Genomic DNA, 16329 nt, shown 5'->3' with positions numbered 1-16329 from the left:
AATGAATAAACTATCGCCAAGTATCTAAAATTGTAATTCTCATTTTAACAATTAAATACTATCCAAGCATAGACCTAAATGGGAGAGTCATGTTGCAACCTATTGTTAATTTTACATTAAAAAGATAGGCCTGTATGGATAAACTTGATGAGTTAAACACTAAAGAATTTAAGTGCTTCTTAAAAAATTCTAGGAAGAAACACATTACGCCTTCTAAAGATGTAGTTGCCAAGTCAATTAAAAAATATGAAGATAGGATACGTTCGTCGATAGATAAAAAAACATTTCTCACGTTATCTGTCTATTTCGAGAATCATCTTATAAGGATTTTTTAAAAGAGGAAATGCAATTCAATGAAATAATACTCAAGAATATTAGTAATAATTATGAAGTGCCGAAAATGCTAATCACTGAGTTGAGCACTGAACTATTTAATCTTAAAACTGCTAATCAAAATTTTTTTCATAATACTTTAACTAAGAAATTTGGGGATTATATGAGCAAAATTACCCCATATTTATATGAATGGGTTCTCAGCAATACACAATCTAGAAGATCTAGGGATGGACAAGAATTTGAATACATTATCTATTCCCTGTATAATATAAACACCTTCGTTACCCATTTGATGCACAAAAAGAAGTCGGGAAAAGCACTTTCGCTAAGTATAATGTAGGTGGCATAGTCGATTCGATTTTACCTAGTCTGGATCATTTAGAAAAATAACGCCAAAACGTCGTAATAGGAACGATGAAAACCACTCTACGGGAACGGGCAAGAAGTTATAGAAGAACAAAAGCGTTCTAATATGCCTACTATCCATCTTCTAACTGTTGATTCTGAAATTGCAGAAAACAAAGCTGAACGAATAGATAAACACAACATCATTTTAGTGGTTTTAGATAAGGTAAAAAAAGAAAAGCATTTGAAGGAATGACACAATGTAATTAGTTTCGAAAAGTATTTTTTCACAGTTCTTCCAAGGATATTTGATTGTTGGGATAATCATGCTAAAAATAACTGATTTGTTTTGTGGCATAGGGGGAATACGCTTAGATCTTGAACAAACGTTCAACCACAGGAATGTGGAATGTTTTTTTTCTTCCGAAATTAACCCGTATTCAGTAAAAACTTATCAAGCTAATTTCCCTAATACACTTATATTTGGAGATATAGCTAAAATTAAGACACAAGATATTCCCGACCATGATGTTTTATTGGCAGGATTTCCCTGTCAGCCGTTTTCTCAAGCGGGATAAAAAAAGGTTTTACTGACGACAGAGGAGCTTTATTTTTTGATATCAAGCGAGTTCTATCTAGCAAGCAGCCAAAATATTTTCTTCTTGAAAACGTTAAGCATTTGAGAGGACATGATAGAAGAAGGACACTACGTACAGGATACACAGAGTATCATATTCAGTGTTGAAAGCTTGTGATTTCGGAGTACCGCAAAGACGAGAACGATTATATATTATAGACTTCCTTAACCCGTCCGTAGAATTTAAATTTCCCACTCCTCTAGGAATAAAACCGAGATTGGGAGATATTCTAGAAGAACATATAGATGATAAATCTACGATTAGCAATAAACTGTGGGAAGGGCATCAAAAGAGAAAAGAAAATAATAAAATTGCTGGAAAAGGTTTTGGCTACGGTCTGTTTTTTGAAAATTCCGCAACCACAAACACGCTTTCTGCCCGTTATTACAAAGATGGAAGTGAAATTTAATCGCTCAAAAAGACAAGAACCCTCGCAAAACTGACGCCTCGAGAAGCAGCAAGGTTGCAGGGATTCCCCGATAATTTTGAAATTCCCGTTTCCGATGTACAGGCTACAGACAATTTGGAAACAGTGTTGCTGTTATAGTACATTTTATCCCCCTCACAAAGAAGATTGAATACGTGAAAGCACCAAAGTGACAAAAGAAGATATTTGTCCACCAATGAACGGCGCTGAGATAATGAGAGTGATAAAAACAGCAATAATTTTAGGAACAAAGGTCAGAGTTACTTCTTGTATCTGAGTCAAAGCTTGTAAAAAAGCGATCAAAATACCTAGAAACATCGCAGAAAATAGCACTGGAGCGCTTGAAGATAGAATAGTCCACATTGCAGCTCGAGCAATTTCCAAAACATCGGCTTCATTCATCTCAATCTCATGTCTACTATATCAATTACAAGTGACTATAATTCCTAAAACCTTAATTAGATATCCGAATCCCTGTTGTGATTGGAATTTCCGTATTATCCACCGTGATTGCTGTTAAACCAGTTGATGATACTTGAATAGCATTTACGACACCACTGATAGAACCATCCGCATTGGTAATATTTTTTCCAATATAACTAGAAGCCTGTGCTAGGTTATTGCTTTTTAGTAACTCTTGCAGAGTAGAATTCATTTGTACAGATTGCTCCATCTGAGAAAAGACTGCTAATTGAGCAACTTGTTCACTCGCTTTCATCGGTTCCGTTGGATCTTGGTGTTTGATCTGGGTAATTAAAAGCTTTAAAAAAGCATCTTGACCAAGCGTCTTTTTAGATTTCGATTTCGAAAATTCTTGCTGTGTAGGATTTACTTCTGTGTTGATTTCCATGATTTAATTTCCTGGCGAATAGATTGAAAAATTGATGCAAAAATTGCACTACCATTGGGGTCTATATTGTCTATAAAAGAGAGAGTACGAATATTTTTAAGAGCTTCAAAAAATCGACCTGAATTTATCAACGATTCAATGTTTTTCAGTGCTAAAATCAGCTGTTGATTCTGAATAATATTGAAAAGAATGTTTATATATCTTCGACCAAGATCTATTAAATAATCCTTTTTGGTAGGCACAAGAAAAATCATCTGCACTATAAGATATAACTGATGGAATGGTGTTATTGCTTCTTCTTCTCGTATGACGTGATGTTCTAGTATAAATGTAATATCGTTCAAAAGCTCAAGAATCACTTTGTTATTCACTCGTACGACGGCACCATTTAAAAATATTCGTTCACCCGCTTTCAGGGAAATACGTAAAGGGCTATTCACTTTAATCCATCCCTCACAATAGAAATAACATCAATGATATCCTGATAACTATTCGATTTATTACGCCTAATACGCTCACATTCTTTCAAAACCCATAAGCCAATTGAAATAAGATTTAACTTTACTTCCTGAGGTAAATGATTATCCTCTGAGACTAGATCCTGTATAAAAACGACCCATACACGACTTGTATAAAACAGTGCTTCAACGGCTTGTTTACTATTTGGTAACGACTTATGTGCGATGGATAATAAAGAAATCGACCTATCTAGGATCCAGTGTTCGCGTTTTCTGCATTCTATGGAAGATTCCTGTATAGTCTCATGATAATACTGACGCATGTATAACTCTCTTCTTGCACTGGAAAAATATCAAAGGTAGTTTAGTATACTTAACTTCTGGAGTTTAGTAGTGATCATGTAGGACATCTCAATCTTATTGATTAGTGTTGATAATTGAGCGTGTGCTGTATGTTGCTCAACGCCTATCGATTTTGAAATGTAAGTATCAATAATGTTGTTTTTGTTCTGGAGGAAAACTCTTTCTTCATTAATATTTTTTTCAGAGATCCCTAAAACAGCACGTTGCTCGATGATGCCTGACAATCCTTGTTGTACAGTAGAAAGCATCTTTTTGGTCAGAACATTTCGAGCTCCATCTGTCAGATTTTTACTTAAAAATTCTGTTCCAATCACTGCAACAAACATAATATCTCGTATTCCACGCATATTAACATTAGCGGAAACATCAATACCTTCTGTGTCTTTTATACGATATTTGATATTGTGATCAGAAGCGTTTGACCAATTGTTTGCCCAATATTCGTCATCTGAAAATTTATCTTCTAATTGTTTTATAAAATCAGTCATTTGCTGAGCATTCATAGAAGAGACTTCTAAATGTTGCCCTGCTAAGAGAGACTTGGAATTTTCCTCAAGAAAACCTTGTAACATTTGATCGAAAGATTTCTTTGCTAAAGAATCCTTCGTAAAATAACCGTTCAAAGGTTTTTCTGAGCTATTAATACCAGAAAATAGGTATTGTCCTTCATCTGTCATATTAGCAAACGTCACAAAAGATTCGTATGAATCTCTGAGCATACCAGCATTGATCGGAAATTTATTATTATCAGTCTTCCCTTCCAATAATATAACAAGCGGCCCCACCATATCCTGAACAATCTTCTGCATGCTACTGAGATGTGCTTGCGATGTGGACAAACGTTTTGTTACGAGACTGTTAGAATGGAGCCTTTCTGCGATATGATTCTTTTCTTGTTCCCATTCCAGAATGCTCGTTACTCGCGCCCCTAATTGCAAACCATAATCTGAAGACTGTCCTGTAACCATCTCTTCGTGTAACTTAACAGAATCTTTATTCAACTCCTTAGTGAGAATATTCATACGCTCAAATATAGAAGATGTTGAAATACCTGTTGTTTTCATAGTCTATTTAACTCCTTCCAATAAAGTTTGTAACATCTTATCAGTGAACATTATAAGCTTGTTAGAGATATTGTAGGATTGCTCTACTTTTATGAGAAAGCTGAGTTCCTCTTGGAGGTTAACACCTACAGTGTTTGAATAAGATTCAGAAATATGATTAAAAACAACTTGACTTTTCATGTGCAAATCATGGCTATCAGATCTATTTTTTTCTAACCATCCAATAGAATTACGAGCATATTCTAATAAAGTAACGTTGGTATTTATCCCCGCCACAGGATCAAAAATAAAATTTTTATTAAAAGAATCACAGTAGTGGTTAATAAGGTCTGGATATCCTGCTAAATTTTTAACATTCCATAAAAATTTCTTCGAAACAGACCCACCATCCCGTAAAAACGATGGATTAGACCGATATTGGGGATTAACACAAATGGTTTCAGAGATCCCCTGACATAATTTATTATCAAGATCCTTGATGCCATCAGCAATAAACAAACCAGGAACATTTTCAGAATTACCCGCTATTGGATCTTTTTCCGAAAAAGAACCAATAAGAACCCTCGCCATCTCATCAAGTTGATTTTGAAAAATTGGGACTACACTATCACGGATTTGCAAAAGCGCTTTTATTTTACCTTTGGGCACAGCAGATCCCTGATTAGAAGAAACGACCACACCATCAATAAAAATAGGATTGCTTTCACTCGTAACGGTATACGAATTCATTTTCTCAAAATTGATATCTCGTGGAACTGTTTCAAATAATGTAGTGCCATCCGAAGTATAGACAACCATATCATTATTATTACGCACAATAGTAGAGATACCAATGATTTCAGAAATTTTTTGCAATAATACATCACGCTGATCCAGAAAATCATGAGCATCATGCTTAGAAGCAGTTTTGAATTTAATAGCATCATTAACTACTGTTAATTCAGACAAGAATCTTCTTAAATTAGAAATCTCTAACTCAATTTCTTTATCAGCATCTGCACGAATCTTTTGTACTTCCCGTGCAGAAGTATTAAAATTTTGAACAACTTCTTCTGCATTATCAATCACTGTTTTTCCCAAGATATCCTCAGAAAGATTCTTAGAATATGATTCAAGAGAGTCTCGCAACTTAGATATATAGTGCGTAGGAGAATTATTATAATGATCATCCGCACTCATCATCTCTTTTAACGCTTCAAAACTCTGCAGAAGCCTTTGCTGTCCTATAGCAGAAGAATGCGCATGCAACACTTTGTCAAACATATTCTTATTTTCAGAGCGTTGAGTCACAACTGTCACGTTTTCAGGACTTATAGTAGTCATAGTATCCCGACGAACATAATTTTTATTGTCTGCATTCTCTATGTTTCGCACAATAGATGCAAATTGTTGACTAGCATTATTACAAATGTTCTGTGCTTTATTGAATACAGCTAAAAGAGACATTGTCATAGTTTCCTTAATAAAAATTATCTTTTAAGACTAATCAAAATATCCATAAAATCAGAACCTGTTTGAAATACTTTTGAATTAACTGCATAGTTGCGTTGTGCTTCTATTAGTTCTGTTAATTCACTAGCAATATCAACATTGGCAGTTTCTAGCGCTCCGGAAAAAATCTCTCCGTGCTGATTATGACCAGGGAAACCGATACTGATATCACCAGAATCACGTGTTGGAAGATATGTATTACCATCAAAGAGCTTTAAATTATCTTCGCTTGGAACAGTAGCAATCGCCAGACGATAAATTGGAACTCGCGTACCATCATCATAAATGATGTCTACATAACCATCTTTAGAAACAGAAAAATCTTTTGGCTTGCCTGGAGCATGACCATTAATCTCAGACTTCTGAGGGATAAAACCACCTGCTAATTGAGTAGTTTTAGATATATCAATTGTTATCTGCTGATCTATCCCTGAAGTATTATCATTAAAAGATATTGCCTTGTGAGAAGAATTAGCTAAATACCCTGTTACAGGATCAAAGGATACCTCGACAGTATTCAAGGGAGCAACATTATACGGAAAACTATTATTCGTTGACTGATCTTGACGAAAAATTGATACTTCCCATTTTTTATCCCCAGTCTTTGTATAATACACATCATAAACGACAGAAGATCCTAACGTATCATAGGCTGCAAAAGAACTCTTATGCGTATATTCTGCATCCCTCCCATTATGTTTTGGAGTCTTGTCAGGTGTTATTATCGTCGCATTTTTATCAAGATTATTAGAAATAAATCCTGTAGTAGTAGGCATTGCGCTTAGTTCAGCATGTTTTACATTAATTCTTTCTAGTCCCTGAAAACTATTGACTATCAAAGGAGCAGAGGCATTTTTTAAGGGATATCCGAGCAATACACCTCCAGCAACATTTTCTAGAAAACCTTCATTATTTATGTGAAAATCACCAGCTCTTGTCAGACAATTAACATTATCTCTACCTTTGACGATAAAAAACCCCTTACCTTGAATAGCTAAATCTGTATTAGACGCTGTATGCATAAGAGATCCTTGTTCAGATATCATATCCTTTGTAGAAATTTCTAGCCCACCAGAGACATACGAGTTTGACGTAGATGGGAACACAAGCGACGAGAATGCAATAGCCGTACGCTTGTATCCAACTGTATCTACATTCGCTATATTATCACTTACCGCCGATACCCGATTAGATTGCGCATCCATACCGGACATAGCGGTCTTCATACTTCCTAAAATGCCCATTGCACTTCTCCACATATTATAAATCTAGCAGAGAATAGGTTATGCTCCTTGCGTAGGACTGATGGTAATAAACGCTCTTAGCTTAATTCCAATCGATGGAATAACCAAGAAATCTCTTAGAATCAACAGGATCAAATCCTAGTTTGTTACGTAATTTTTTGCGTAATTTACTAATATGACTTTCAACCACATTTTCTTCCACCGCTTCATCAAACAAGCCATAAATAGCACTAAAAATCTGTGTTTTAGCGACTCTTTTTCCCCTATTAGCCATGAGATATTCTAAGATTCGACGTTCTCTCCGAGGCAAAGGAAAAACTTCACCTTGCACCTCTGGATCACGCCCATCTGAGAATACGCGAATAGGCCCTGTTTCTGCGCGATTATTAGATACTTTTAAACGCCTATAAATAGCAGCGACTCTTGCTAATATTTCACGATGATGGATAGGCTTGTTCACAACATCATCTACCCCAGAATCAAAAAAATCTAAGGTTGTTTGCAAAGATGGATAATCACTGATGCCAATTAATGGTACTTGTGAATGAGCTCTGATAATCCGTGGCAATTCCAGAACTTTCTCCCCTTTCCCTATCAGAAAAGCTTCAATCGCAGAGACATCTTCTCGCGCTGAAGATTGCAACCATTCTTCAAACTCAAGGGAATTAAATCCTTCTAAAGAAACTCCATCATCCCCAAAAAGAGCAATATAACCATCTTTTACTAAAGCACGATCATCAATCAAAACAAACATCTTTTTTACCTCCGAATCACACGTTGTGTAAGATTATCGGTACGAATCAAAGAAATAATGATCAATTACAGAAAGTAACTGAGATAATTTACTAATTGCGTTAACTTCAAATATTAATTTTATTTACGAATAATTATGTCGATTATGATGATGCTATTTAGATATAAAAGAAAAAAATGGAATACTTATTCGATTATTCAAAATCAACGCCAAAATTTAAAAAATACTATTTGAAATATTTTCTATATTTAACTTTATTATGAGTAGTAACATATGATATTTTTTTATTCATATATATTATACTAAATAATGGATTTATGACCTATAAAAATTATTTTAGAACTATATTTTCTGTTATTTAAAATAAAATATTACTAGCAACTTTTGAATTTAAAAATACAAACCAAAATTAGATCAAAATATAAACGTGATTATCAAATAAATAATTATATTATAATATAAATGATATCAAAATATTTTATAAAAATGAATGTAAAATACATATTAATTAATATATTCTATAATACATATAGTTATTATTCCATAAGATTCTATTTTATTTTATTATCATGCATTTTTAAAAAAAAATAATTTCTCAATAATTCAAAAGTAGCCCTATGAATATATATTCTACTTTTCAGATACAGGAATTTCCAAATTCTACAATAACAAATCCATCCAATCATTATTTTATCTATTTATGATAGAGTTTGTCATAGATTTATCAGAAACTTTTCCTTTTGAAAAAGCATACTTAATAAAAAAAAATAGCACATTAATCGGGAAAAAATATTTTCAGGTCACGTAATCTTTATCGTTGCTTTTAATGTGGTGTTTAAAAATATTTTTAATTACTCAATTACCTGAAAAAAAGCGATAAGCAGAAAGCGCATGGCATCATAGTATAAAAAATATTATGCAAAGCATTAAGTTCCATACTATCCGAAATCTTATACATAGATATAATTAGAATATATTCCTATAATTTCGCCCTTATTATAAATAAGACCACTCCTCTTCTCTCCCCAAAAAAATTTTTTCTCCGTGCGCTCTCTTTCAGGAAAATACAATTTTTTCTTTTCAAACTCGTTTGAGTGCGTAAAACCTTGCTGTTGTGCGCAATAATTCATTGAATCCTTTAAAAGATCTAAGGAGTCTTTCCGCACAAACTCCACGTCAAAACGATCCATTGTATATCCTGAAAAATTCAATGCATCTAAAATATTTTGGCGTCCACTTTGAATTTTCTTATAAAGAAAATCCGATTCTACTCGTAGCTTGACAGATAATTTTTCTCCGGACAAACACAGCGTAGCAACAATGTTATCAGGACTATTAGGTTTCATCTGTATTGTTAAAGCCTTAATAGAACCTGTATCTGTGTAATGTACAGATTCTGGAATCATGGTAACACGCATAAAAGATTTTTGATTGAGCACACTCTCTGTAGACATCAAAGCATCAAGACTATCACTAGACTGGTATCTACTCGGGACAGAAAAACCTTTTAAATTGCATATTTCTTCACCTAATGATGCTGTATCCAATTGCTTTTCTAACAAAAAATCAACCGGATTCAAGGGAACATCCTCTGAAAACATTTCTTTTCTATGCCTCAGATAATTACTAAATGAACCAGAATCTGATTTCAATTGGGAAAATACATCTGTTATGGTACATAACCCATCAGAATAGTCTCTATCTGTTTTGTTCTTTAAAAGAATAGAAAAGTCAGGGGATAAAAATCCTGAAATATCCTCAATATCTTGGGGGCTCTTTGAAGCAAAAGATTCGATAGAAGGAAAATCCTTCTCACTAGCAGAAAGATCCCGTACAGTGAAATATTGTGATGCACTAGGATACATAGCTCCTTTGTAAGAATTATATATCAAATCATTATCAATCAACCTTTCTTCATCCTCATGAATATGGTTATCTGCGTCGGGAATTGTAGTTAAAAAAATTTCAAATAAAGATTTATTTTGAACATCAAAATCTTGTTTATTAGGATTTTTATTTATAGTTTTAGTAGAATTATTCCGCTTTTCTTCTTGAATAGAATTTAACCGATCATCGTTATGACCTAAAGAATATTGATTAGCCTCAAGAAGACCTTTATAGGAGATATTGTTGACTTCCTTCATTATTCATCTCGCTTCTGCAAGCAAAACATCTATTGATTCTATTTGGGAGCGATTTTTTTTAATAAATGACTCTATCCCCATGCTCACATTCGTATGCCTTGGTTCTTTTTTATCTAGCAATAAATCTTTCTGAATATGCTCAAAATCGATATCGATCAAAGACTTCCCTATTTCAGACATAATAATCTCAGAAGCTTTTTTTAAATACCTATCTTGTTCCATAAGAGAATAATAAGGAATATTACATGTACTACGTTGTAATGACATGATATCTACAAAAGGAATATTCAATATATTCTCATAGAGCTGTATAGTCGCCAAATCTTTATAATCAAGTCTATCAATTATTCTTTTCAATTGCTTAATTGCTAAAAATCCTATTTTCCTTTTGCCAGAAATAACGGAATTTTGAGCGATTTTCAAATAAATCGCTCGTTGCTCCTCTAAAGAAAAAAAAGATATTGTAAATACAATATCTTCATCGGGTAATTTCAATTGACCATGCAAGAAAAAACGCAATAACACACTTATAAAATGATCTTTGTAAATAGAATGATGGAATTGAGTTACATAAGCCCGAATATAACCAAATGCACGCTCTCCAACTTCATTTTGCGTAATTTCTAATAAGTTACGCAAAGCAATTTCTTCTAAGAAAGTACCAGGAGACGTAAGACGCACGTAATCAAAAAAATGCACTGCTTGTTGTGAAGAAAATGGCATCATAGCACGACCAATAAGAAGATGGAGGTATGGTACAATACCCCGTGTATTATCTTTATCTTTTATTTTACTTAATTCTTTAGAAGATTCTTCGAGTTGACCTGAAAAATATTTTTTAAGAGCGTACACAATAGCGATATCAAAATAACCTTTTGTATCTTTTGCAATTAAATCATCTACAACAGAAAGATCTTGAGAAATAATTGTGTATATCCAAACTGCATCAATATTACGATTATCTACAAAAACATCCATATGAGTTGCACGCAGTTGTACACCAGTTTCTTTGACTATATCAGGAATCTTTTTCTGCAAAGAAATATCTCCTCTCATTGCCTCATCTAGTGCACGTTGCAAAGATCGTACACATTGATATGGGACAATAGTACGAACCAAATCCTGATCCGTTGCAAAACTAAAAAATACATCCATAGCCACCATCATTGTACAAATGAGATATTTTTGATTCATAGAATGATTTATCCTTGTCTATCTTCTACTAAAATATCTATACGTCTATTGGCTGAATTCATGGGATCTGATGCAATTTTAAGGCGATGATGTGCAAAACCTGAAATTTTTGATATACGATCTTCAGAAACTCCAGATTTCATCAAAACTTGATACGCACTATATGCACGATCTAATGATAATCTCCAATTATCTCTCGCTATATTACGAAATGGGCTAGCGTCGGTATGCCCACGAATAGAAATTACTTCGGTACTATGAGCCAGTACTTCACCAATTTTTTGAAGAACTACAATCGTCTCAGGTAGTGGTATAGAAGAGCTTTTATCAAACATAGGAGTATTTCGCTGATCAATAATTGAGATCAATATTCCTGTACGAGTCGTTTCGAATAATACTCCTTTCACAATATTATCCGCCACTAATCCTGACAGTGTTGAGCTTATTTTTTTTGCTAAGTCTTGCAATCGTTTCTTTCTTTTCATTGCAAGAATTTTTTCTTTACTCAATGGAGGAAGAAAGTAATTCTCTTCCTTATTTATGCTTTTTTCCAGATCTGTACTCTTACAAAGATCTTTTCCCTTCTCTGAATCTCGCGTCAACGAATTTTTACAATGTTCGCTTTGTTGCGAATTACTGAGATAAAAAATATTATTTTCTAACCTTTGGTATTGCTTTTTTTGATTAGTACTACCAATCTTCAAATCCACACTATTCTTGGTAATATGTTCATCTATTGATAGATCAATCTTATTCTGCGAAGAACGTTCGGGAGGATTTTGTTCATCAAAAATGCCTTTAGAAGCAGTCATTAAATTTTTCCCGAAAGGATTAAAATATTGTTCTATGGCTTTCTTTGTATCATCATCAGTAGCATTAATAATCCACATGACTAAAAAAAAGGCCATTAATACTGTCATAAAGTCCGCATAAACAATTTTCCAAGATCCTAAATTATTTGGTGTATCATCTATAGCTACTTTTTTCTTTATAATAATAAACTGGTCATTTTCTTGATTTTTATCTCCATGAGAATTCATTTCGAAACCTGTTGGCTTACTATTTTCGCTTTTACATCAGATAACCAAGATTCAAGTCGTGTTTTAATCACACTACCAAAAATTTTAGTAGAAAATTCCACTGTATCAGCATTCTCATAACAAACCGCTGAGGAATATTCACCCAAACATTCCTCAATAAGCGAATGCAAATTTTTTGGACCATGGATGACAATTTTACCACAATCCCCTTTCTTGAGGAAATCAACAACCACTGCTGCAAATTCGATAGCAGCTTTACGAGACAAACCTATATCTAAAACAGATTTTAAAATCCGTATTACTTCACATTCCAAAGAATCTGAAAAACATTTGAAAGAATCTCTAACAGCGATCGCAATAGCTTTGCTCGTAGACGATTCAAATAATTCACGCAAATCAGCAATCTCATTGTCATGAGACCGCTGTATAAAATCATTCTTAGATTTCCAATAAAGTTCTCGGTCGTGAATAGCTTTGTTATACCCTTCTTGATAGGCTTTATCCTGTTCTTTTTGAAAATCAGCAATCGAAGAAAAAGTTACATCTGCAGTGGAATTGGAAATGATCGTCTCCGACAAGACAATTTTATCCGATAATGAACCTAATCGACTAAAATCTTCAAGACGAGATAAAACAGCGTCACTCATGCTAATTCACCATATAATAAAACCATCAAAACCGCTTTATTACAAAATTTCGAATAATAGAAAATTTGATACATTAAGTAATCACACTACCAATACAATGGGTGACGAAATATTTTTGAAGAACCGATTTTAATCAAAAAAACGGTTCTTCAAGCACTACCATTGAGTGAATTTTAACCACGGAAAAGGGATAAAATTCTCGCTGTAGAATTATTAACAATAGACAACGCCTGAACAGCTAATTGTTGTTGTGTCTGCAATGCAGAAAGTCTAGTGGATTCCGATGCCATATCAGCATCAACCAAACGACCGACACCTTTTTCAACAGCATCACGCATAAGTTTTATAAAATCTTCTTGCAAATGAATCCGCGAACTAATTGATCCTATTTTCCCCGCCGCGGCAGTAGCGCATTTTATTTGGGTATCAATGAACGAAACCATCTCTTCCATAGCAAGCTTTTCATTATACGCATCAGTATTAGCATGCCGTGTAATGTTTAGTGTTACCATAGAATAGCCTGAGTCAATCTCCTTAGGCAGGTCTTTGCGGCTATCTAAAGTAGTTGATTCAGTATCAACATAGTAGTGTGTATTACCTACTTTTGCTACAGTAGAATTTGTATATCCTGGATCACTGGTAATGCTATTTTTCGTAGTAGCGCGTACCCATATATCAGAGTTACCCATGCGGATATATGTAGCAGATGCCGCTACCGATGGTGATTTGCTACCACTAGTGCCAGAAGTAGTATTAGGTGCAGCAGGTGCAGCAGGCAAAGGCACTGGGATTGTTGCAATGCCTTTTGCTTGGTCAAAAGTAGCATTTGCCGCCTTTAACCAAGCTCCGCTAGTAGTGGCAAGTTTGAATTTTTTCGTACTTATCGTACCGCTTGCATCATAGACTGATACATCTATATCCTTGAGTACTTGTGGCTCAACCTTGATCTTGTGATTCCTATCAAGAAGACCATAACGCTCTGTACCATCAGTTGAACTATCAAGCAACACAGTCTCCGGATCAAGATAATAATCTATAGTTGTGATCTGAACTTTACCATTATCATCTCGAATAAAAGAACCAATAACACTTTTAGCAATAGAAGCAGTCGAAGAACCTAAATCTGTTCTCAACCAATTTTCTCCATTAAAGGAAGATCCTCTTGCAATATCTCTCAATTGTGATTGCAATTGAGTAATCTCTGATTGAATAGATTTTGAATCTGTACCACGTTCAACACCTGCAGTTATTTTGTTTTTTATGGTAGACATCACATCAATAGCTTTACTCATCCCAGCCTTAGCAATATCTACTTTTGAAGATCCTAGGCCTATTGCATCAGAAACTGCAGAAAGAGCCCCATTATCTGATTTCATTATTTGGGCAATCGACCAATAAGCTGCATTATCAGCAGCATCAGAAACGCGTAATCCTGAAGAAACGCGATCCTGCACGACTTCCAGATTATAATTAATATCCCGCAACTTTTGTGAGGCAGACATTGCAGAGTGATTGGTTAAAATACTAGTCATTGCTACTTGTCCTTAAAAAATTAAAATGACATCAAAAAATTAAACATACCGGGCTGCCGGTGGTAACGGTCTGGCATCATGCCAACACATGTGTTCCGTTGCGCATATTTCTTTCTAAAGTAGCAATACAAGCTTGTCTCATCCTGAACACCACAACTTATTTTATTATATTTCGAAAAAACAGTATTTTAATCGAGATGGTGATACATATTTAAAATGAATACAGTAATCAAAATTCTTTTCACCACGAAAATCCTTACAATCGGCATATTCCATGATGCTCTGCCGTTAGTAAGATCGTACACGGATACCACGATACCGAAGGATAATATAATTTCACTTTTACCAACCAAAATACGACCATCGTTCTTTCTATTGGAAAAAATAATGCTCTACGTTGTTGTGCAAAAAACTATACGATAGTTCCAACAAGAACTATTTTGAACGTTTTTCTATAAAACCATAATATGGTGGGCCCGGAGGGATTCGAACCCCCAACCGAACGGTTATGAGCCGTTAGCTCTAACCATTGAGCTACGGGCCCGATAAATCACTTTTATCTTCCTTATAAACCCAATGGACTACTCTAGTAACTTGTTTCTCGTATAAGAGCAAGACTTTAGTCATATTTTTTTCGATTATACAAGATCTATAATAATTTAAATCCATGTTGAATATTCAAAAAATATCATCCAAGAGAAAAAAGATCACCCGTTATAAGAAGATTATTACAATTTTCTATGATTCACTATAATTATTAGATGCCACTGAGATATGTCACTTTATGACTAATATTCTTAAATAATTAAGGCTTCGATTCTAAAGACATTTTACGCCATTTCTGTACATTTATAGTATGATCTTTAAAATTCGTAGAAAAAAAATGTCCCCCTTTACCATCACCGACAAAATATAAATCTTCGGTATGTAACGGCTTTGCAACTGCTTCTAAAGATAAGCGACCCGGATTAGAAATAGCCGTTGGAGGTAGTCCATTCATAAGATAACTATTATAAGGCGTTTTTATAGAGAAATCAGAACGACTGATTTTCCTATTTGTCAAATCATAATCCCCTTCTAAAATACCGTAAATAACTGTTGAATCAGACTGAAGTCTAATAGATTTTGAGAAACGATTTATAAAAACAGAAGCCACATGGGCACGCTCATCAGCACGAGATGTCTCTTTTTCAACAATAGAAGCAAGGATAACCAAATCCTCTTTACTCTTTATTGGATGATCTACATCACGAATCTCCCATACCTCATCAACTACTTGTTTTTGTTTCAGCATAGCCTGATTGAGAATTTCCGAGCGATGCGTCCCTAAAGGAAAATTATAAGTGCTTGGACACAGCGTACCTTCAAGAGGTAATTCTAATGGTAATTCACCTACGAGCAAGGGATTATCTTTCAGCCTTCTAGCCATCTGTTTTACTGTAAATCCCTCAGGAAAAGAAATTGAGTGCATCAGCACCTTACCATACATAATCTTTTCAGCAATTTGAGACATAGAAGAGCCTTTTTCTATCTCATATTCTCCTGTTTTAAGACCTCGAGAGCCAAAATAAAACTGAGTAACATAGCGGAATATATAGGGATTTACTATTACTCCACCATTAAACAAATTTTTTGAAATCTCTTTCAATGACATATTATTGCGCACCAAAAAAATAGTGTCATTTTGGAGAGGACCTGTCGCATTGTAGACCCTGATCACATGAATATGAACCCCAATTGCAAGCAGAAATATAGTTATCAAGGGAATCAAAAATTTTAACAATGACGCTTTCTTCAACCAC

General features: G+C 34.3%; 15 protein-coding genes, 1 tRNA gene and 2 pseudogenes. 3 read left to right on the top strand and 15 right to left on the bottom strand.

Annotated elements, in window-relative coordinates; all coding sequences use genetic code 11:
• Window positions 1–808: 808 nt before the first annotated feature.
• The 3 genes and pseudogenes from CD16_RS05890 (at window position 809) to CD16_RS03450 (ending at window position 1866) form a co-directional block, all read left to right on the top strand.
• Window positions 809–937 (top strand): hypothetical protein, encoded by a 129-nt coding sequence (locus tag CD16_RS05890; RefSeq protein ID WP_015452643.1) that lies wholly within the window; start codon window positions 809–811, stop codon window positions 935–937.
• A gap of 70 nt (window positions 938–1007) precedes the next feature.
• Window positions 1008–1426: pseudogene (dcm, locus tag CD16_RS05960) on the top strand (DNA (cytosine-5-)-methyltransferase).
• Window positions 1420–1866: pseudogene (locus CD16_RS03450) on the top strand (DNA cytosine methyltransferase). Before dcm ends, CD16_RS03450 begins: the two co-directional pseudogenes overlap by 7 nt.
• Window positions 1867–1881: 15 nt before the next feature.
• On the opposite strand, the gene fliQ reads toward CD16_RS03450, so the two are convergent.
• The 15 genes from fliQ to mltG form a co-directional block, all read right to left on the bottom strand.
• Window positions 1882–2148, bottom strand: coding sequence for a flagellar biosynthesis protein FliQ (fliQ, locus tag CD16_RS03440; RefSeq protein WP_015452639.1), 267 nt, complete (start codon window positions 2146–2148; stop codon window positions 1882–1884).
• Between the two features lie 52 nt (window positions 2149–2200).
• A complete protein-coding gene (flgD, locus tag CD16_RS03435; protein ID WP_015824918.1) occupies window positions 2201–2596 on the bottom strand; it encodes a flagellar hook assembly protein FlgD in 396 nt (131 codons plus the stop codon).
• Window positions 2575–3036 (bottom strand): flagellar biosynthesis repressor FlbT, encoded by a 462-nt coding sequence (locus tag CD16_RS03430; RefSeq protein ID WP_015452637.1) that lies wholly within the window; start codon window positions 3034–3036, stop codon window positions 2575–2577. Before CD16_RS03430 ends, flgD begins: the two co-directional genes overlap by 22 nt.
• Window positions 3033–3377 carry a flagellar biosynthesis regulator FlaF gene (flaF, locus tag CD16_RS03425; protein ID WP_015452636.1) on the bottom strand — a complete coding sequence of 115 codons (345 nt, stop codon included), beginning with the start codon at window positions 3375–3377 and terminating at the stop codon, window positions 3033–3035. Before flaF ends, CD16_RS03430 begins: the two co-directional genes overlap by 4 nt.
• Before the next feature lie 30 nt (window positions 3378–3407).
• The gene (locus tag CD16_RS03420; protein ID WP_015452635.1) at window positions 3408–4481 is read right to left on the bottom strand and encodes a flagellar hook-associated family protein; all 1074 of its coding nucleotides are present in this window, start codon (window positions 4479–4481) and stop codon (window positions 3408–3410) included.
• Between the two features lie 3 nt (window positions 4482–4484).
• Complete coding sequence (flgK, locus tag CD16_RS03415; protein WP_015452634.1) at window positions 4485–5927, bottom strand: flagellar hook-associated protein FlgK; 1443 nt, start codon at window positions 5925–5927, stop codon at window positions 4485–4487.
• Between the two features lie 23 nt (window positions 5928–5950).
• Window positions 5951–7216 (bottom strand): flagellar hook protein FlgE, encoded by a 1266-nt coding sequence (locus CD16_RS03410; protein WP_015452633.1) that lies wholly within the window; start codon window positions 7214–7216, stop codon window positions 5951–5953.
• 82 nt (window positions 7217–7298) lie between these two features.
• A complete protein-coding gene (locus tag CD16_RS03405; protein WP_015452632.1) occupies window positions 7299–7970 on the bottom strand; it encodes a response regulator transcription factor in 672 nt (223 codons plus the stop codon).
• A 950-nt stretch (window positions 7971–8920) separates the two neighbouring features.
• Entirely contained in the window at window positions 8921–10114 is a 1194-nt protein-coding gene (locus tag CD16_RS03400; protein WP_015452631.1) for a hypothetical protein, read from the bottom strand.
• 3 nt (window positions 10115–10117) lie between these two features.
• The gene (locus tag CD16_RS03395; protein ID WP_015452630.1) at window positions 10118–11308 is read right to left on the bottom strand and encodes a chemotaxis protein; all 1191 of its coding nucleotides are present in this window, start codon (window positions 11306–11308) and stop codon (window positions 10118–10120) included.
• An 8-nt stretch (window positions 11309–11316) separates the two neighbouring features.
• Complete coding sequence (locus CD16_RS03390) at window positions 11317–12348, bottom strand: flagellar motor protein MotB (protein WP_015452629.1); 1032 nt, start codon at window positions 12346–12348, stop codon at window positions 11317–11319.
• Window positions 12345–12995, bottom strand: a complete 651-nt coding sequence (locus CD16_RS03385) for a hypothetical protein (RefSeq protein ID WP_015452628.1) — start codon at window positions 12993–12995, stop codon at window positions 12345–12347. The genes CD16_RS03390 and CD16_RS03385 overlap by 4 nt, the downstream gene beginning before the upstream one ends.
• Before the next feature lie 173 nt (window positions 12996–13168).
• Window positions 13169–14527 carry a flagellin N-terminal helical domain-containing protein gene (locus CD16_RS03380; protein ID WP_015452627.1) on the bottom strand — a complete coding sequence of 453 codons (1359 nt, stop codon included), beginning with the start codon at window positions 14525–14527 and terminating at the stop codon, window positions 13169–13171.
• Window positions 14528–14995: 468 nt separating this feature from the next.
• Window positions 14996–15071 (bottom strand) — tRNA-Ile (locus tag CD16_RS03375).
• Window positions 15072–15332: 261 nt separating this feature from the next.
• Entirely contained in the window at window positions 15333–16181 is an 849-nt protein-coding gene (gene mltG / locus CD16_RS03370; protein ID WP_236301244.1) for an endolytic transglycosylase MltG, read from the bottom strand.
• Window positions 16182–16329: the final 148 nt, after the last annotated feature.

Origin of the sequence: Candidatus Liberibacter asiaticus, from assembly GCF_000590865.3 — a bacterium.
In the GTDB taxonomy this organism is placed as follows: Bacteria; Pseudomonadota; Alphaproteobacteria; order Rhizobiales; family Rhizobiaceae; genus Liberibacter; species Liberibacter asiaticus.
Note: the sequence above shows the minus strand (reverse complement) of the source record. Positions and strands in the feature narration are given on the sequence as shown.